General features: G+C 56.6%; 12 protein-coding genes and 1 pseudogene. 9 read left to right on the top strand and 4 right to left on the bottom strand.

Features of this window, described 5'->3' with window-relative positions:
- The first annotated feature begins 523 nt into the window (after positions 1-523).
- From PP263_RS19740 to PP263_RS19710, 7 genes and pseudogenes are all read left to right on the top strand, one after another.
- Positions 524-2,068 carry a serine hydrolase domain-containing protein gene (locus PP263_RS19740; protein WP_308365721.1) on the top strand — a complete coding sequence of 515 codons (1,545 nt, stop codon included), beginning with the start codon at positions 524-526 and terminating at the stop codon, positions 2,066-2,068.
- 49 nt (positions 2,069-2,117) lie between these two features.
- The gene (locus PP263_RS19735; protein WP_308365720.1) at positions 2,118-2,333 is read left to right on the top strand and encodes a GFA family protein; all 216 of its coding nucleotides are present in this window, start codon (positions 2,118-2,120) and stop codon (positions 2,331-2,333) included.
- 145 nt (positions 2,334-2,478) lie between these two features.
- The gene (locus PP263_RS19730; protein ID WP_308365719.1) at positions 2,479-2,901 is read left to right on the top strand and encodes a hypothetical protein; all 423 of its coding nucleotides are present in this window, start codon (positions 2,479-2,481) and stop codon (positions 2,899-2,901) included.
- Entirely contained in the window at positions 2,891-3,103 is a 213-nt protein-coding gene (locus tag PP263_RS19725) for a hypothetical protein (RefSeq protein ID WP_308365718.1), read from the top strand. Before PP263_RS19730 ends, PP263_RS19725 begins: the two co-directional genes overlap by 11 nt.
- 189 nt (positions 3,104-3,292) lie before the next feature.
- Positions 3,293-4,519: pseudogene (locus PP263_RS19720) on the top strand (IS256 family transposase).
- A 67-nt stretch (positions 4,520-4,586) separates the two neighbouring features.
- Positions 4,587-5,210, top strand: a complete 624-nt coding sequence (locus PP263_RS19715; RefSeq protein WP_308365717.1) for a rhomboid family intramembrane serine protease — start codon at positions 4,587-4,589, stop codon at positions 5,208-5,210.
- Positions 5,211-5,274: 64 nt separating this feature from the next.
- Positions 5,275-5,634 (top strand): GFA family protein, encoded by a 360-nt coding sequence (locus tag PP263_RS19710; RefSeq protein WP_308365716.1) that lies wholly within the window; start codon positions 5,275-5,277, stop codon positions 5,632-5,634.
- A gap of 33 nt (positions 5,635-5,667) precedes the next feature.
- Here the strand turns inward: PP263_RS19710 and PP263_RS19705 are convergent, their stop codons facing one another.
- The 4 genes from PP263_RS19705 to PP263_RS19690 form a co-directional block, all read right to left on the bottom strand.
- Positions 5,668-6,873 carry an IS256 family transposase gene (locus tag PP263_RS19705; RefSeq protein ID WP_308364866.1) on the bottom strand — a complete coding sequence of 402 codons (1,206 nt, stop codon included), beginning with the start codon at positions 6,871-6,873 and terminating at the stop codon, positions 5,668-5,670.
- 317 nt (positions 6,874-7,190) lie between these two features.
- Positions 7,191-8,078, bottom strand: a complete 888-nt coding sequence (locus PP263_RS19700) for an SMP-30/gluconolactonase/LRE family protein (protein WP_308365715.1) — start codon at positions 8,076-8,078, stop codon at positions 7,191-7,193.
- Between the two features lie 142 nt (positions 8,079-8,220).
- Positions 8,221-10,644: a GH36-type glycosyl hydrolase domain-containing protein gene (locus tag PP263_RS19695; RefSeq protein ID WP_308368641.1), complete on the bottom strand. Its 2,424-nt coding sequence runs from the start codon at positions 10,642-10,644 to the stop codon at positions 8,221-8,223.
- A gap of 180 nt (positions 10,645-10,824) precedes the next feature.
- Positions 10,825-12,243, bottom strand: coding sequence for a glycoside-pentoside-hexuronide (GPH):cation symporter (locus tag PP263_RS19690; protein WP_308365712.1), 1,419 nt, complete (start codon positions 12,241-12,243; stop codon positions 10,825-10,827).
- 472 nt (positions 12,244-12,715) lie between these two features.
- Here PP263_RS19690 and PP263_RS19685 point away from each other — a divergent pair, with 472 nt between their 5' ends.
- Both PP263_RS19685 and PP263_RS19680 read left to right on the top strand, forming a co-directional pair.
- Positions 12,716-15,643, top strand: a complete 2,928-nt coding sequence (locus PP263_RS19685) for an endo-1,4-beta-xylanase (protein WP_308365711.1) — start codon at positions 12,716-12,718, stop codon at positions 15,641-15,643.
- A 121-nt stretch (positions 15,644-15,764) separates the two neighbouring features.
- Positions 15,765-17,678, top strand: coding sequence for a sialate O-acetylesterase (locus tag PP263_RS19680; RefSeq protein ID WP_308365710.1), 1,914 nt, complete (start codon positions 15,765-15,767; stop codon positions 17,676-17,678).
- Positions 17,679-17,729: the final 51 nt, after the last annotated feature.

The following is a 17,729-nucleotide window of genomic DNA, read 5'->3' as shown; positions in this document are numbered from 1 at the left end:
CTGCTTTTCCAATATTGTACGATCGTACAATATTGGCTTCAGGCTTGACGTTCAAAGGGCTTCAAAGCATGCTGTTGCCAATCGCGTCTCGAAATATGGAGCAAGGAAAATCGGCCTTCGAGGCTACGATATAAATGTTAAGCAAAGGGAAAATGCATGGAGTCGTACAGGTACAGTGTCTTTGGCCGGGAAGTGTTGATAGAAAGAAGGGGCAAAGACTGGTCAACCTTCTATGTAGGGTCCGAAGGTAAGCGCAGAAATGCTGGTATTTTTATACCTCCAGAAATAGCAAATTCTGAATTAACGCAATTCTTGGATGATCTATGCCATGAGTGGGCTTCAGAAAGATTTCCTAATGTTATACGACTTAATAGAAAGTGAAATAAAGGTTCAGGATAGGAAATTGCTTAACAAGCGTATGCTGTCGCCGCTTCTCGGCTAGGAACCTCCGCTCCGCTACGCCTCACTACGGCCCCAAATACAGATGTTATGAGTAATCATCTATGGAATATGATGTAATTATATGAGTATGAACAAACGTGTTTTTTTCCCGATTTTTATCATTGCCTTGGTGTCTTGCTCTACATTGCAGAATGAAAATGAGTTATTGACCTATTCCAGCACAAAGAAAGAATGTATTTACCCTAATGAATTCACAGAAGGTAAAGCTCTTTTAGAGAGTGGAATTCGTAGTAAAGTTAAGTTTTTGGGGGAACCAGAAAATTTAGCTTCTATCTCTAGCAAAATGTCTGAGCAGAAAATACCCGCTCTATCTCTTGCAATAATAAAAGGGGGGCGTATTGAATGGACTGAAATTTATCAAAATAAGAGCTTTACCAAACAGCCATCGTTAAAATGCACAAGCCTTTTTCAAGCAGCCTCTCTATCTAAGCCAGTTACTTTTCTGGCTGCTGTACGTATGCATTCTGCCGGCAAGATAGATTTTGATACAGATATCCAACAATATTTAAAAAAATTTGAACTCCCAGTTGGCAAGCAAACAATTGAAAATCCTGTCACTTTCAGGAATATATTCTCACACACTTCAGGTATTACACCTGGTGGTTACGAAGGATATATACAAGGGCAAGAGTTACCTTCTGATTTGGATATATTAAAAGGAAGCTCAGGTGCAAATTCACCTCCAATAGCCGTCGTTATGCCTCCAAATGAAAATCTAGCATACTCAGGGGGCGCTTATACGTTAGCTGAATTAGCACTTCAAGATATTTACAAGAGTGAGTTTTCAGTCATTATGAGAGACTGGATTCTTGACCCTATCGGCATGGAACATTCTGATTTTTCTCAACCATTACCATCATCAATGTATGCACAAGTAGCTAAAGGCTACAAGCATTCAGGAGAAGTTTTAGATGGTGGTTGGCGAAACCAGCCGGAGCAAGCTGCGGCTGGGCTTTGGAGTAACGCTGTTGATATGGCTAAATTTCTAATTGAAATTTACAAAGCTTATCAAGGGAAAAGTTCTTTATTTTCTCAATCTGAGATTAAAGAGTTAATTAGTCATCAGCGAGATGGCCATGTGTATGGCTTTAGAGTAGAACAACATGCCGATGACATCTCAATCACTCATTATGGGGGAACAGCCGGTTACCGCTCAGGCATGACTATAAGCCTTACCAGCGGAAATGGCTTGGTTTACTTAATGAACTCAGATAATGGTATTGCATTAGGAAATGAACTCTTGTTAACCGCATCCCAAATATACAACTGGCACAGCTTTAAACAAACTACCGCCTATCGCAAGCAGGTCGATGCGCAAACACTTCGTGATTTAACGGGAAAATATAAGTGGAACAAACAAATAGAACTTTCGGTAGGTTTTGATGAAGACAGAAAACAGGTTTCATTATTTTTCCCTAATGGCGATGAATATAAGCTTGATCCTATTGTTGGTGATGAGCTTGAATTTATCCATCAAAATTCAGGGATTAAAGTTTCGTTTATGAAAGATGACGATATTCAATCATTCTCACTGTATGGGCAGCCAGCCGTCAAGTTGGAAGCTAAAAAGCCAATTCAGCCAACCGCTAGAGCGTCGACTGATTGAGGGTTTAGTGCCCTGAGCACACATATCCATAGACGCATAAGGATGCAGTATGAAAGACTTGATTACTGGTGGTTGTGTTTGCAGTGAGGTTCTATTTTCTGTTGAAGATGATTTTGAAAATTTCTATTTTTGCCACTGTGAACAGTGCAGGAAAATGACAGGTTCGGCTCATGCCAGCAATCTATTCACTCGTCCCGATAATATCAAATGGGAAAAAGGATTCGATTCGGTAAAGCGTTATGATCATCCGACCAGGACCTTTTAACCTTGACGTGGCGGGACTTTTGCGGGCATTCTGTGCGAAATTTCACAAAGAGATATCGGCCTGGGGCAAAACGGCCTCAGGGACCACTATACAAATGTTAGCAGTGGATATTTAATAACCGCAAGTAGGACAAGGAGAATCAGGAATGATTGCAATGGAAGATCTTTACATCATGGATGTGGTGGAGTTTACGAAGGATCTGTATCGTATGGGCAATGCTACTTGGCCAGCCTTTACAGAAGATCGAGCGAAGCGAGATGTACAGATAATCGTTCGAGATGGAATTGAAACTGTTGTCGCTAATGGCAATGGATTTTCTGCGTTTGATCATCTAACAAAAATTATGGCCAAGCCGGGAAAAAAAGTATGGAGAATAAAGAAGGGAGCAGTTTTGCCTCCAGAGTTAGTTTTGGTCAAGGATCAACGACCTGGTCATGAAGGGCATTATATGATTGCGCCTTCTAAGACAATGTCTCTAAGAAAATACCTTGGAGCTATGGAAGAGCTTGGTCTTGATCGTTCAAAAGTAGAGTTGTTAGTCGCAGGGAGTGGTGTCAATGCCGTCTAAAGGTTTTCGTCCTATTGTAAGTGAGTACCATATTTTATGGGAGGCACTTAAGCATTATGAAAATCGTCTTGAAAAGCTATCGTCAATGGAAACCGATGAAGATAAGCAGCTTTCCTATGATGAGAAACTCCAGGATCTAGAAGGAGTTCTGAACTCCATAAAAATTGCAGCCAAAGAGGATTTCCAGCTAGACCTGGAGTAGTCCGGCTGCTAACCAAGCGTTGCAGGGGACGGGCTAGAGTATGCACCTTTTGTGTGGCTCGCTGCGGTCGCATTATCGCACAAAAGCCGCATACTGCAGCCCGCCCCCGAATGCGGCGAGATTGTAAATTAAATTGTGTAACTGCTCATGCCTCCGTACTCTGCACCAGAGGATACTATGAGCAGAACAATGAAAAACCACGACCTGGAACAACAACTCAAAGCCCACGTCACTGAGCTGGCCAAGGGCGTCAAGTCCGAGGCCGACCTGAACGACCTTACCCAGAAGCTGGTGAAGATGACAGTGGAGGCGGCGCTAGGCGCGGAGCTGGACGACCACCTGGGCTACGACAAGCATGATCCAGTAGGGCGTGGTTCCGGCAATAGCCGCAACGGCACCAGCTCCAAACGCCTGAAGGGCCAGCACGGCGAAGTCGAGATCAATGCCCCCAGAGACCGCTCTGGCACCTTCGAGCCCCAGTTTGTGCGCAAAGGGCAAACCCGCCTGACGCAGATGGACAACCAGATTCTGGCGCTGTACGCGAAAGGGATGAGCACCCGCGATATCGTGGATGCTTTCAAGGAGATGTACGATGCGGACGTCTCGGCAACACTCGTCTCCAAGGTCACCGAGCAGGTCATGGAGACGGTCACCGAGTGGCAGAGCCGCCCCCTTGATGCCGTCTACCCGATTGTCTACCTGGACTGCATCGTTCTGAAAATCCGCCAGAACAAGCGGGTCATCAACAAGGCCATGTACGTCGCCCTTGGCGTCAACATGGAGGGACAGAAGGAGCTGCTGGGTCTGTGGCTGGCGGAAACGGAAGGCGCCAAGTTCTGGCTATCCGTACTCACCGAGCTGAAGAACCGCGGACTGCAAGACATCCTGATCGCCTGCGTGGATGGCCTGAAAGGCTTCCCGGAAGCCATCGCGGCGGAATACCCGGAGACCAAGGTTCAACTGTGCATTGTGCACATGATCCGTAACTCGCTGAAATACGTTTCCTGGAAGGACTACAAGGCCGTAACGGCTGACCTGAAGGAGGTCTACACCTCAGTTACCGAAACGGCAGCACACGCGGAGCTGGAGCGCTTTGCGGAGAAGTGGGACGACAAGTACCCGCAGATCAGCAAGTCCTGGGCAACCCACTAGCCAAACCTGATCACTCTGTTTGAGTATCCGCCAGAGATCCGGAAAGTGATCTACACCACCAACGCCATTGAGTCCCTAAACAGCGTTATCCGCAAGGCGACGAAACAGCGGAAGGTGTTCCCAACGGACGACTCGGCGATGAAGGTAGTCTTCTTGGCCATGCAGTCCGCAGCGAAAAAGTGGACGATGCCCATCCGCAACTGGAAGCCAGCACTGAACCGTTTTATGATTGAATTTGGTGATCGCTTGACCGATTACCAGTAACCAACTGGTACGGGCGGTTACACAGAATTATTTACAGCCTCAATGCGGCATTAGCTGTGAGTAGCACATGAAAGAATATAAAGTCCCATATTGTACAATTATCATTTCACTGGCTACCTTTGCCTATTCATTGTTTGTTTGCTACGAGATAAATGGCGCTTTCTTTGGGAAGACGAAAATCATTCAACTGGAAGAGTACGGCGGTATTACCTTCGAGCACTTGAAAAACTTTGAGCTCTGGAGGCTATTCGCATCTCAAATGATACATAGCAAGCAATTACACATGCTTTACAGTGTTCTGTCTCTTTTGGCTCTAGGGACTTTTATTGAACGTCACGTTAATTTTGTCCAATTTTTCTTTATCTGGTTCGTACCAGGAACAATTGGAACTTTAGCCAGCACACTTTCCGTAGATCCACCCTGGAACTTAGGGACGGGTGCTTCCCAAGCTACTTTAGGGATCGCGGCCTTTGGCTTGGTTTTGGCGGTCAAGAAAATTGAAAATTCTTGGAAATTTTATAGCGTCTTGCTTTTTTCTATAGCTCCTGCACTTACGCTAGATTTCATTTATGCAGGCTACCCTAAGCCTGGCCATGTAACTGGATTCTTCGTAGGTGTGTTACTCGGCCTGGCATATTTGAAACTCAATCAGCCCGGGGAGCTCATGGCCGATCGGCTCCGATCCAGCTAACGAGGCGCTGCAAAGGAGCATTAGTGCCTGAGCGCATATATCCATAGATGCATAAGGATGCAGTATGAAAGACGTGATTACTGGTGGCTGTGTTTGCGGTGAAGTTCTGTTTTCTGTTGAAGACGATTTTGAAAATTTCTATTTTTGCCACTGTGAACAGTGCAGGAAAATGACAGGTTCGGCTCATGCCAGCAATCTATTCACTCGTCCTGATAATATCAAATGGAAAAAAGGTTTCGATTCGGTAAAGCGTTATGATCATCCGACCAGGACCTTTTCCCAAGCTTTCTGTATTCATTGCGGTTCAGCTTTACCTTATGTGTCAAAAAGCGGTAAAGCTCTGGTCGTGCCGGCGGGAAGTCTGGATAAAGAGCCAAAGAAGACGCTGGACGCACAGATTTTCTGCAGCGAGGAAACTGAATGAGGGTGTTCAAAACTCTGTGTCAGCCAAATAGTCTCACAGGCTGATGTATTTCTCCAGGCGGTCCGGGAAGTGGATCGTCAGCTGTGATAGCGTCAGGTTCCAGTTCTGAATCGGATGCGTCCATCGCTCGGAGGCTTTCAGTATACCGGCATAGAGCAGCTTGAGTAAGCTGTTCTCATTGGCAAAGCCGCCTTTGGTCTTAGTCAGCTTGCGGAACTGGCGGTGGACAGCCTCGACGGCGTTGGTGGTGTAAATCGCCGTACGCACGTAATCCGGGTATTTGAAGTAGGCCGACAGGGTCGGCCACTTGCTGCGCCAGGACTTGATCACCATTGGGTACTTATCGCCCCACTTGGCCTCCAGCTCGTCCAGGGCGCTCTCGGCGGCAGTGAGCGTTGCCGCTTTGTAAATGCACTTGAGGTCGGCCATGAAGACCTTCTGATTTTTTGAGGCGACGTATTTCATCGAGTTGCGGATCTGATGGATGATGCAGTGCTGGATCTCGGTGTTGGGATAGATGCTCTCGATGGCTTCAGGGAAGCCCTTCAGGCCGTCTACACAGGCAATCAGGATGTCCTTGACCCCGCGGTTATGGAGGTCGGTAAGTACGCTCAGCCAGTGATGGGCGCCCTCCTGGTCGGACAGATAGAGCCCCAGCAGCTCTTTCTTGCCTTCGATGTTCAGGCCAAGAATGGTGTAGATGGCCTTGCTGACATAGCGGCCATTTTCCCTGATTTTGTAATGGATGGCGTCCAGCCAGACGATGGGATAGACGGCCTCCAGATCGCGCTCACGCCATGCCTGAAGCTCGGGCAGCAGCTTGTCTGTGATTGCGTTGATGGTGCCGTTGGAGAGTTCCATTCCGTAGATTTCGGCAATGTGTGTACGGATGTCCTGGTAGCTGTTACCCAGAGCAAATAGGGCGATAATCTTGCGCTCTAGTTCGTCGGTAAGCTGGGTCTGGTGCTTCTTGACGATCTGCGGCTCGAAGGTGCCAGCCCGATCCCGCGGCGCCTGCAGCTCGAAGCTGCCAGCGGGACTTTTCATAGTTTTGGACGTGGTGCCATTCTTGCGGTTGGGCTTGTCCTCGCTGGCGAGGTGCTCCTCCAGCTCCGCCTTCATGGCAGCTTCGGTGAGTTGTTTGATCAGTGGGGTCAGGATGCCGTCTTTGCCGCTGAGGTCTTTGCCCTCACGCAGCGCCTTGACAGCGGCATCCATGTCGAATGTAGGTTTGGTCATGAGTCATCTCTTTTTTGCGTATGGTAAAGAAATGACACAGAATTCTGAACACTACCAACTGAATGGCATAAGGTTGGCCTGTCTTCGCCCAGGTATTCAGGATTTCGGGAATAATCCCGGCACTAACGAATAAGGATAGCCTAAGAAGCGTCTGGACAAACCCATTTCGTCACTCCGGCAACTCACCAGAGCAGCGCGCTTTACCCGGAACCCGGAGAAATCACCCCGCCCTGGATTCCGGCTTTCGCCGGAATGACGATATTCAGGGGACCAGGGAACACCGAGTTTTTTCCGAGCCCCTAAATCGCAACCTGAAGCTAAAGACCGGCGACGCGCATTTCCAGGGTGTAGACGGAATCCATGGCGGTGATAAACAGTGTTCTGCGCTGTTCGCCGCCGAAGGTGACATTGGCGGTCCAGTCTTCGGGCACCGGGATGTGCTCCACCTGCCGGCCTTCGCTGTCGAACACGGTAACGCCCTTGCCGGTTAAATACAGGTTGCCCTGCGCATCCAGGGTCATGCCATCGGAGCCCATTTCGGTGAATAGCCTTTTGTCGGACAGGCGCCCGTCTTCCACCACCGAGTAGACGTAAGTTTTGTTCGCGCCTATATCGGCCACGTACAGTTTCCCGCCGTCGGCACTGCCGATAATCCCGTTGGGTTTCACCAGGTCGCCGGCAACGCGGACGACTTGCTTGCGGTCTGGAGGGAGATAGTAGACGGCTTCGGCTTCGATCTCTTTTTCGCTTCTGTCCCAGTAGTCGCGCAGATAAAACGGATCGGTAAAGTAGATGCCGCCATCGGGAGCAACCCAGAGGTCGTTGGGGCCGTTTAGCCGCCTTCCGTCGAAATTTTCCAGCAGTACGCTGATCTCCCCGCCCGGACCGATGCTCCACAGCTGCCCCTTGTCATCGGCGCAGGCCAGCAGCTTGCCGTCGCCATCGAAATACAGGCCGTTTGCGCGGCCGGCGTCGTCCATAAACAGGGAGAGTTTTCCGTCGACGCCGTACTTCCAGATTTTGTTGTTCGGCTGGTCGGTGAAAAATACATTGCCCTCCTTGTCCGCGGCCGGGCCTTCGGTAAACGCGAAGTCGCTCGATACCAGTTTCAGTTCCGCGCCTTCGGCGATAACCGGACTCGCCGCGATCGCGCCCTGGGCGAGGAAAATCAGCCCGGCATAAAAAGTCGCAAATTTAATGAACATGATCTTTCTTTAATCCCCAATGGTTTCGGTGTTCTTTTTCAGGCACAGCGTTTCCCTGTAGGAGCGGGCCATGCCCGCGAACAGGCTCTGATCGCGGGCATGGCCCGCTCCTACAAGGGTATAGTGCGCACCGGGCAGCTATTCAAACCGATGCCGGTTCGGTGCGCATGGCGCACCCTACGGGTGAAGAAGCGTTGGTGGCGGGCAGTAATATGCGCAGCTGGTAGCGGCGTCCCGCTTCTATCGGACTGATCAAAGGCTCGCGCAAAGGAACTCCGTCCAGCTCCACGCGCTGCTTTTCCGCCTCCGCCGCGCGGATAAAATCCACTTCGAAGACGGCGCCGCGGAAATGGCGTTCCACCCGCGCCCGCTGCCAGTGCGACGGCAGCTGTGGCGCTATGCGCAGGCCCGACCGCTCTCCTTTCAATCCGAACAGCTGCTCCAGCACGCAGCGGTACAGCCAGGCGGCGGTTCCGGTGTTGAACAGCTGGCTGGAGCGACCCGCGTGCTCCGGGTACTGGTGCCAGGCGCCGCGGTAGTAATTGGGCACGAATACCGGCAACTGGCCGCGCCGCAGCAGGTCCTCCGGATCGGGGCCGGGAATCATTTTCCGCAACAAACTCCAGGCTATATCGCTTTCGCCGACGCCGTAGAGGCTGTGGATATAAAAAATCGCCGCGTGATTGTACACGGAACCGTTTTCCGCACTGCCCGGGTGCTTCTGGGTGAGCCGGCCCACGTCTTCGCGCATGGCGGTGTAGGCGGGCGCGAGCATCACCGGGCCGAAGGGGGTTTCCAGTTGTTCTTCAACGGCGCGCAGCATGCGCGCGCGCTGTCCGTCGTCCGCGGCGCCGGAGAGCAGCGCCCAGCTCTGCGGGTTGAGATAGATGCGTCCCTCGCGATCGTCGCGCACACCGAAAGCGACGCCCTCGTCGGTGATACCGCGCGCGAACCAGTCGCCGTCCCACAGGTGGCGGTTTACCGCGCGATTGATTTCCTCCGCCGTGGAGAGGTATTTTTCTGCGAGTGCACCTTCATTCCGCTGCACACAGATCTGCGCCCAGAGTTTCAGTCCGTAAGCCGCGGCCAGGGACAGCCACCCGGAGACACCTTTTCCCCGATAGCCGGCCATATTCATCGGGTCGCACCAGTCACCCTGGTTGATGTAACTGAGGCCCCGCTCGTCCCGCGCCGCCGCCAAGTGTTCCAGAGCCCGGCTGACGCACTCGAAAACGCTGCGACCGCCCTGCCCGGGCACGGGCTCGTCCAGCAGGGCATAGTCGCCGGTCTCATCCAGGTAGGCACTGAGGCAAACCGGCAGCCACACGCAATGGTCCGTGTGCGGCACCTGGTTGATATATTTCAGCTCCGAATTCGCATCGAGCAGTATGCCGTCCGGCATAGCGCCGTCCGGCTTCTGCTGGGCCAGGGCGTGTAAAAATGCCTCGCGCGCGGTCTGCGGGCGGATATAGGCCATGCCCATATGATCCTGCAGGTAGTTGCGGGTCTGCGGGTCGGTGGTCAGGCGGTTTACGTCGCCGTGATAGAAAACCTGGCGCGGCAGCCAGTGGTTGACGAAATGATTCAGTTCCCTGTCCGGTGTATCAATGTGGAGACAGCCGCGCCCCTGCTCCAGGTAGCGCCGGTAACCGTCCGCGGCCGCGGTAAATCCGTCGGCGGAGAGATACCGCTCGCGCAGCGCAAGAATTTCCTCTTCGTCGCGGGCGGGGCCGAACAGGAAACGCAGGGTGCGGCTTTCTCCCGGCTGCAATTGAAGACGGTATTGCAACACCGCCGCCGGCATCTGGTAGCGCGCATCTCCGCAGCCGAGCAACGGCTTTTGAACGGCATCCGGATTGTGCAGGCCGCCCTCACCCTCGAAAGCCTGCTGGCACGCCTCCCAGGCCTCCGGAGATGTTTCGTGCAGGAAAAAGGTCTTGTCCTTGAAATCGCGGTTTTTGAAATAATCCTCGACCTTCTGGTAGGGCGTCACGCTGGAGCAGACGATGCCACCCAGGTCGGCCCGGTATTCGGCGGACTGGTTCATCCAGCTCATATAGCCGACGGGGAAATAGGGATAGACGGAAACAACCCGCGCCTCCGCGGAGGTGTTGGCAATTTCGCACTGCCACAGCTCCACCACCTCGTCGACGGGCAGGCTGAGCCCCATGGAGGCGCGCAGGCCGTGCTTTTGCACTTCCCAGGTAATTTCTTCCGGCGCCGCAGTAAAGCAAAAGCTGTCGGGTGCCGCGCGCACCGGCTCGTGGGGTGCGGAGAAAAGCGCTCCGCTCTGCTCGTCCTTGATATACAGAAAGCGGCCGGGGTGGTGGGCATAATACGGCTGCTCCGGCTGCATAAAAGTGGTGGCTTCTATGTTGGGCCCACGGGCATAGCTGGCCGGTTCCGGCTGCATAAACCGCGCCACTGCAAAGCCGCGGCAGTTGGCCTGGATCATCATGCGCCGGTTCCACAGGAAGGCGCCGGCGGCGGGCATGGCGGTGGGGCTGTGCAGCCGGCAACGGCTGCCATCCTCGGCGCTGCTCACGAGATCCGACGGGTTTTCCATATTACTCACAATACCTCCGGTATAACTGCTCCCCATAGGGAAGCTGCAATGATTTAGAAGAACCACACGGTAGGAGCGGCGGGGCGGCCATCCGACATACCCGCGACGGCCTCGCTACGAAGAGAGATCGATCGCGGGCATGTCGGATGGCCGCCCCGCCGCTCCTACAGATGTCCGGTTCTACTCACGCGCGAGTTCCCTCTCCCGGATTTCCGCCTGGATTTTTTCCAGCCTCGCGTTATTCAGGGGATAGAAGCTCACCAACAGCGCGGCCAGCAGGGCGAAGACGCCGGGGACCACCGTCTGCAGCAGGGCGATGCCGGTTTGCGAGGCTTGCGCCTGCACCTCATTGGCCACATAGCCGAAGGCCGCCAGGGTCCACAGCATCAGTGCCGAACCGAGGGCGCCGCCCAGTTTCTGCGCGCAGGTGGCGGCGGAAAAGGTCATGGCGGTGGCGCGCCGGCCGGTGCGCCACTCGTTGTAGTCGGCGCTGTCCGCGTACATGGACCAGGCCAGGGGCGATTTCGGCCCCAGGGCCAGGCTGATCAGGATATTCAGGGTGAACATCATCCAGATGGCGTCTTTCGGCACGAAATAAAAAGCCGCGGATAGAGTGCCGACAATTACCATCAGAATCACCAGCAGGCGCGTCTTGTCCACATAGCGGGTCAGCAGCGGGGTCAGCGCCGCGCCGGCGGCCAGCGCCAGTGCCTGCGCCGCCAGGTAGTTGGAAATCAGGTCCGGCCGTTCCACGTAGTACTTGAAGTAGTAATAGGAGGAGCCGCCGCGCAGGGTGATGGTGAGCATGATCACCATCGCCAGTGCAATCAGGATCAGCCAGGGGCGGTTGTGCAGCAGGTCCCGCAGGTCGTCCCGCACGCGGGTCTTCTGCGTCGGCGGCGGCACTATGCGCTCCCTGGTGGAGAAAAAGGTAACGGCGAATATCGCGCAGGCCATTGCCCCGTAGAGCGCCATGGTCAGTTGCCAGCCCAGCTGCTCGTCCCCCTGCCCCAGCCACTCCACCAGCGGCAGTGTGTATTTGTTGACGAAGGTCATGCCGGCAAAGGCGGCGATAAAGCGGAAACTGATCAGGGTGTTGCGCTCCTGCGGGTGAGCGGTCATCACCCCGGACAGGGAGGAATAGGGGGTGCTCAGCACCGAGTAGGCCAGCATCATGGCGCTGTAGGTGATATAGGCGTAGACGATCTTGCCGCTGTCGCCGAGATCCGGTGTGGTGAAGGTCAAAACGCCGGCGCCGGCCATGGGCAGGGCGCCCAGCAGCAGCCAGGGGCGGAATTTGCCCCAGCGGCTGCGGGTGCGGTCCGCCAGCGCGCCCACCACCGGATCGGTGAGCGCATCGACGATCTTGGTCACCAGCAGCATGGTGCCGGCGACCGCGGCGGGCAGCCCGAACACATCCGTATAGAAAACCGCGAGAAAGGAGGCGATGCTGGTCCAGTAGAGGTTGAAACCGAAATCGCCGATGGCGAAGCCGGCTTTTTCGCCCAGGCCCAGGCGGGCAAGCCGGGGATTATCCGAAACTGCCTGCTCGGGGACCGCGGCCGGTGCCGCCGGTGATGATGATGCCGCTTGTGGCATAGCTTGCTCCGTCTTTATCGTTGTTATTCGTTGCGAAGGAATTGTGAAAACCATCGCCTTCATCCCTTCGGCGAAATCGGCCGTAAATCGCTTCACGCCCTCGTCCTCTCATCCCGGTTGATGATAGCGCTACCAAATGCGCAGATAAAGGCGCAATTGCCAAGCGAACAATGGCGGGCCGAATCAGGTTACAAAATCCCAAAAAAAATAGATAACACAACAAAATTGATCTCAAGTCCGAGCCAATGTGAACCTTGCATACCGCGTTCAGATGAAGCGGCACAATGATCGAAGTGGCTCGCCCGGCCACTTATTGTAAACGTTTACATTGAATGATAGCGTTACTGTCACTACTCGGGGAGCGCCCGCACCGGCGCTCTGCAGTCCGCAGAACAAAAGCAATAAATCAACTGCGGCCGCCCGGCGTTTGCGGGCGCCCCGCATTCACAGCGGTGAATCAGGGAGGGGAAATATGAGCGTTCATTCGCCGATTCCGGCGCACACCAGTCCTTTGTGGAAATCCATCTGCGCGGGCGCGCTGGCACTCGCACTGGCGGGCCAGGCCCAGGCCGCCGACGGCTGCGGCTACCGGGTGGCCAGCGGCACCTACGCCACCTGGCCCGGCGGCTATCAGGCCTGGGTCGAAATCGGCAACCAGTCCGGAGAGACCGCCACCAGCTTCGAGGTGCTGCTGGATACCGGCGGCACCGCGATTACCGACGGCTCTCTGGCAAAATACCAGCCGACGGAAGGCGGTGGCTATCTGGTGAACGAGCCGAACTGGCTGCAGTGGCAGCAGATACCGCCGGGCGCCAGCTACCGCTTCCACTTCAACGGCGAACCGGATTACGCCGGGGTGACCCCCTACCTGATCTCCATCAATGGCAAGCCCTGCGACCGGGAGCCGCCGGAAATCAGTCTTTCCTCCAGCGCCCGTTACTTTACCGCCGCGGGCACCCTGACCCTCACCGCCGAAGCGGCGGACAACACCGCGGTGCGCAAGGTGGTCTTCGCTCGGGACGGCGAGGTGATCGCCGAGGACTGGGACAGGCCCTACCGGCTCGAGCTGGCGATAGATGGCACCGACTACGGTCGCCACGTCTACACCGCCACCGCCTACGATCCCGGCGGCAACAGGGCGGTCTCCGAACAATCCCGCCTGCTGGTCGCCATCGGCGACAAGTTCTTCGGCACCGCGCCGGATGGCGAGCTGGACTACCCCCGGCTGGCCGATTACTTCGACCAGCTGACCCCGGGCAACGCCGGCAAATGGGCCAGCGTCGAGGGCAGCCGCGATCAGATGAACTGGCAGAATCTCGACACCGCCTACCAGTTCGCCCGCGATCACGGCCTGCGCTTCAAACTGCACACCCTGATCTGGGGCCAGCAGCAGCCGGGCTGGATCGGCGATCTGCCGCCGGAAGAGCAACTGGCGGAAATCGACCAGTGGATGGCCGCGGTGGCGGAGCGCTACCCGGATCTGGAAATGATCGACGTGGTCAACGAGCCGCTGCACGCGCAGCCCGCCTACAAAGCGGCCCTGGGCGGCGACGGGGAAACCGGCTGGGACTGGCTGATCAACGCCTTCGCCCTGGCCCGCGCGCACTTTCCCGATGCCGAGTTGATCCTCAACGACTACAACATCCTGATCCTCGGGCAGTTCACCAACGACTACCTGGCGGTGATCGAACGGCTGCAGTCCCGCGGCCTGATCGACGGCATCGGTCTGCAGGCGCACTTCCTCGAACGCGCGGAGCTGCCGGTGGTGCAATCCAACCTGGACGCCCTCGCCGCCACCGGTCTGCCCATCTACATCTCGGAACTGGAACTGAACTTCGTCGACGACGCGCGCCAGGCAAACGCCATGCGCGACCTGTTCAGCATTTTCTGGGAGCACCCGGCGGTGGTGGGCGTCACCCATTGGGGCTATCTGGAGAACAGGATGTGGCGGGAAAACGGCTACCTGCTGCGCGCCGACGGCACCGAGCGGCCCGCACTCCAGTGGCTGACCTGCTATCTGGCCGGCGGCGACTGCGACCACCTGGTGCCGGAATACATTCCCGCCGGCTGGAGCGGCGGCGAATACGGCCTCACCCTGGAGGCGGAACTCTACGACGAAGGCCAGGGGCTGATCGCCTCCCGCAACCAAGTGGCCTTCACCGACGACGGCGACTGGATCGCATTTCGCGACGTGGAATTCCAGCAGGGTTGGGACATCTTCCAGGTCCACTACGCCAAGGGCAACGAGACAGTGGGCAGTATCTCCATTCACCTCGACGACCTCGCCAGCGACCCGGTTCTGACCCTTCCCCTGGAGCCCACCGCCGGCTGGGGCAGTTCCTCCACCCTGGAAGTGCCCTGGGCGCCGCTTGCCGGCACCCGCGATGTGTATATCCGCTTCAACGACACCTGGGGCGTGGCCAATGTCGACTGGCTGCGCATCGGCAAGCCGGAACCGGTGCCCGACACCAACCTGGTGACGGACGGCGGTTTCGAGGGCGACGCCCTCTCCGGCTGGCAGTCCTGGGCCGGCGCCACGCTGTCGCTTTCCAGTGACCGCGCCTACGCCGGCGAACAGAGCCTGTTGGCCGGCGAGCGCGGCAACAGCAACCAGTTCGCTGTCTACAACCTCACCGGCAAAGTGAATCCCGGCACCACCTACGCGGTAAGCGCACAGGTGCTGCATACCGGCGACACCGCGGACACCGTGCGTCTGGCGGCCAAAGTGGAGTGCTCCGCGGAAACGGTGCCGGATGGACACAGCACCTTCCCCTGGCTCGACAACAACACCGCCGTCGCGCCCGCCGAGTGGACCCAGCTGTCCGCCAACCTGGTGATCCCGGACTGCGAACCCGTCGACGTCGCGATCTTTTTCGAGGGCACTTCCGCCGGCGTGGATGTGTATCTCGACGAGGTGCAGATACTGCCCCCGCCGGACGGCAACCTGGTGGTCGACGGCGGCTTCGAGGGCACAGCGCTGGCGGCCGGCTGGAACGCATGGTGGACCGGCGGCACCGGGCTGGCGCTCACCGGTGAACAGGCCGCGGAGGGAACCCAGAGCCTGCGCGTACACAACCGGGCTGAAAACTCCAACCCGTCCTACGACCTCAGCGGGCTATTGGAAAACGGCAGCAGCTACGCCGTAAGCGCCCAGGTGCGGCACACGGGTCCGGCGGATACGCGGGTCAGCCTGACCGCCAAACTGGCCTGCAGCGGCGGCGACAGCTATATCGGCCTCGCCGACAACAGCGCCCTGGCCGCCGATACCTGGACCCAGTTGTCCGGCACCCTGGAAGTGCCGGCGGACTGCAGCCCCGGCGAAGCGCGTATCTATTTTGAAAATACGCCGCTGGAAGTAGAGACGTTGTATATCGACGAGGTTTCAGTAATTCCCCTGTAGGAGCGGGCCATGCCCGCGACCCTGGGAACGCCGAGCTCCAGCTCGGCAAGCGGGCCGCAGGCCCGCAATCGCGGGCATGGCCCGCTCCTACAAAACAGTGCTAAACGCGATGGATGTATCGATGAAACGCTTAAAAAAACCATTGATTCCACTGCTGGTTTCCAGCCTTTTTTCACTGGCAGCCAATGCCGATATCCGCCTGCCAAAACTGATCGGCGACGGTATGGTGCTGCAGCGGGACACGGCGGTAAAAATCTGGGGCTGGGCAGACCCCGGCGAAAGGGTATCGGTACATTTCCGCAACGGCAGCTATCAGGCCAAAGCCAACGGCGAAGGTGAGTGGGCGGTAAACTTACCGGAAATGCCGGCGGGCGGCCCCTACTCTTTGGAGATCCGCGGCGACAACACCATTTCCATCGAAGATATCCTGGTGGGCGATGTGTGGCTGGCCTCCGGCCAATCGAATATGGAGTATCCGATACGCCGGATACTACCGCCCTACGGCCCATCGCTGGAACTGGAAAATATCCCGGCCATCCGCCAGTTCCTGGTGCCCCAGCACTACAACTTCGACACGCCGGAAACGGATTTCGAGTCCGGCCAGTGGCAAAAGGTCACCCCGGAAACCGTGCTCGAGTTTTCCGCGGTGGCCTACTTTTTCGCGCAGGAAATCCACAGGAAACAGCAGGTGCCCATAGGCCTGATCAATGCCAGCCTCGGCGGCTCGCCCGCGGAGGCCTGGCTCAGCGAGAGGGCACTGAAACAATTTCCCGATCATTTCGCCGAAATGCAGCGCTTCAAGAGCGACAAACTGATCGCGGAGATCGAGCAGTCGGACCGCAAGCGCATCGACAGCTGGTACCAAGAGGCAAACCGCCAGGATAAAGGCCTACGCGATTCCAAGACACCGTGGCACAGCATGCGTATACCGGGCTACTGGGCGGATACCCAACTGGGCGACACCAACGGCATCGTCTGGTTCCGGCGGGAATTCGAGGTATCCCACAGCGCCGCGGACCGGGAGGCCATCCTGGTGCTCGGCCGCATCGTCGACGCGGACACCACCTACATCAACGGCGAACAGGTGGGCAGCACCGGCTATCAATACCCGCGGCGCAGGTACCGGCTGCCGGCGGGCCTGCTCAAGGCCGGAAAAAATACCATCGACATCCGCGTAACCAGCGAGCGGGGCCGCGCCGGCTTCGTGCCGGACAAGACCTACGCCGTCTTTGTGGGGGACGAGCGCATCGATCTTGCCGGCGAATGGCAGTACCGGCTGGGCGCGGCCATGCCGCCGCTCGCCGGCCAGACCTTCGTGCGCTGGAAACCCGGTGGCCTCTACAACGCCATGATCCACCCGCTGCTGAATTACCCGATCAAGGGCGCCATCTGGTACCAGGGGGAATCCAATACTGGCCGGCCGCGGGAATATGCAAGCCTGTTCCCGGCACTGATCCGCGACTGGCGCCGCAGCTGGAAACTGGGGGATTTCCCCTTCCTGTACGTGCAGCTGACCAACTTTATGGCAGCGAGGAAACAGCCATCGGAAAGCGACTGGGCACTGCTGCGCGAAGCGCAGCTGAATACCCTGGCCGAGCCGAATACCGCCATGGCGGTGACCATCGATATCGGCGAGTGGAACGACATTCACCCGCTGAACAAAAAGGACGTGGGCAGACGACTGGCACTGGCCGCGCGCAGGGTAGCCTATGGCGATAAAGAAATTGTCTTCTCCGGCCCGAGTTTTGAATCCATGCAGGTGGCGGGCAACAAAATCCAGCTCAGCTTCGACAATACCGGCAGCGGCCTGGTCGCCAAGGGCGGCGGCCCGCTCAAACATTTCGCCATCGCAGGAGAGGACAAACTCTTTGTCTGGGCCCAAGCCGAGATAAAAGGCGACCGGGTGATCGTCTGGAGCGACGAGGTCTCCGAGCCGGTGGCGGTCCGTTATGCCTGGGCGGACAACCCCGAGGGGGCCAACCTCTTCAACCGAGAGGGCCTGCCCGCCTCCCCTTTCCGCTCAGACCAGTGGTAAATTGAAAAGCCCCCGCAGGAGCGACCGTCCCTGGGAACGCCGAGCTCCAGC

Source organism: Microbulbifer sp. TB1203 (genome assembly GCF_030997045.1).
GTDB lineage: Bacteria > Pseudomonadota > Gammaproteobacteria > Pseudomonadales > Cellvibrionaceae > Microbulbifer.
Note: the sequence above shows the minus strand (reverse complement) of the source record. Positions and strands in the feature narration are given on the sequence as shown.

Bases quoted from the DNA above. Each gene is read 5' to 3' on its own strand.
- PP263_RS19740 (WP_308365721.1), top strand. From the start codon at position 524: ATGAGTATGAACAAACGTGTTTTTTTCCCGATTTTTATCATTGCCTTG.
- PP263_RS19735 (WP_308365720.1), top strand. From the start codon at position 2,118: ATGAAAGACTTGATTACTGGTGGTTGTGTTTGCAGTGAGGTTCTATTT.
- PP263_RS19730 (WP_308365719.1), top strand. From the start codon at position 2,479: ATGATTGCAATGGAAGATCTTTACATCATGGATGTGGTGGAGTTTACG.
- PP263_RS19725 (WP_308365718.1), top strand. From the start codon at position 2,891: ATGCCGTCTAAAGGTTTTCGTCCTATTGTAAGTGAGTACCATATTTTA.
- PP263_RS19715 (WP_308365717.1), top strand. From the start codon at position 4,587: ATGAAAGAATATAAAGTCCCATATTGTACAATTATCATTTCACTGGCT.
- PP263_RS19710 (WP_308365716.1), top strand. From the start codon at position 5,275: ATGAAAGACGTGATTACTGGTGGCTGTGTTTGCGGTGAAGTTCTGTTT.
- PP263_RS19705 (WP_308364866.1), bottom strand. From the start codon at position 6,873: ATGACCAAACCTACATTCGACATGGATGCCGCTGTCAAGGCGCTGCGT.
- PP263_RS19700 (WP_308365715.1), bottom strand. From the start codon at position 8,078: ATGTTCATTAAATTTGCGACTTTTTATGCCGGGCTGATTTTCCTCGCC.
- PP263_RS19695 (WP_308368641.1), bottom strand. From the start codon at position 10,644: ATGGAAAACCCGTCGGATCTCGTGAGCAGCGCCGAGGATGGCAGCCGT.
- PP263_RS19690 (WP_308365712.1), bottom strand. From the start codon at position 12,243: ATGCCACAAGCGGCATCATCATCACCGGCGGCACCGGCCGCGGTCCCC.
- PP263_RS19685 (WP_308365711.1), top strand. From the start codon at position 12,716: ATGAGCGTTCATTCGCCGATTCCGGCGCACACCAGTCCTTTGTGGAAA.
- PP263_RS19680 (WP_308365710.1), top strand. From the start codon at position 15,765: ATGAAACGCTTAAAAAAACCATTGATTCCACTGCTGGTTTCCAGCCTT.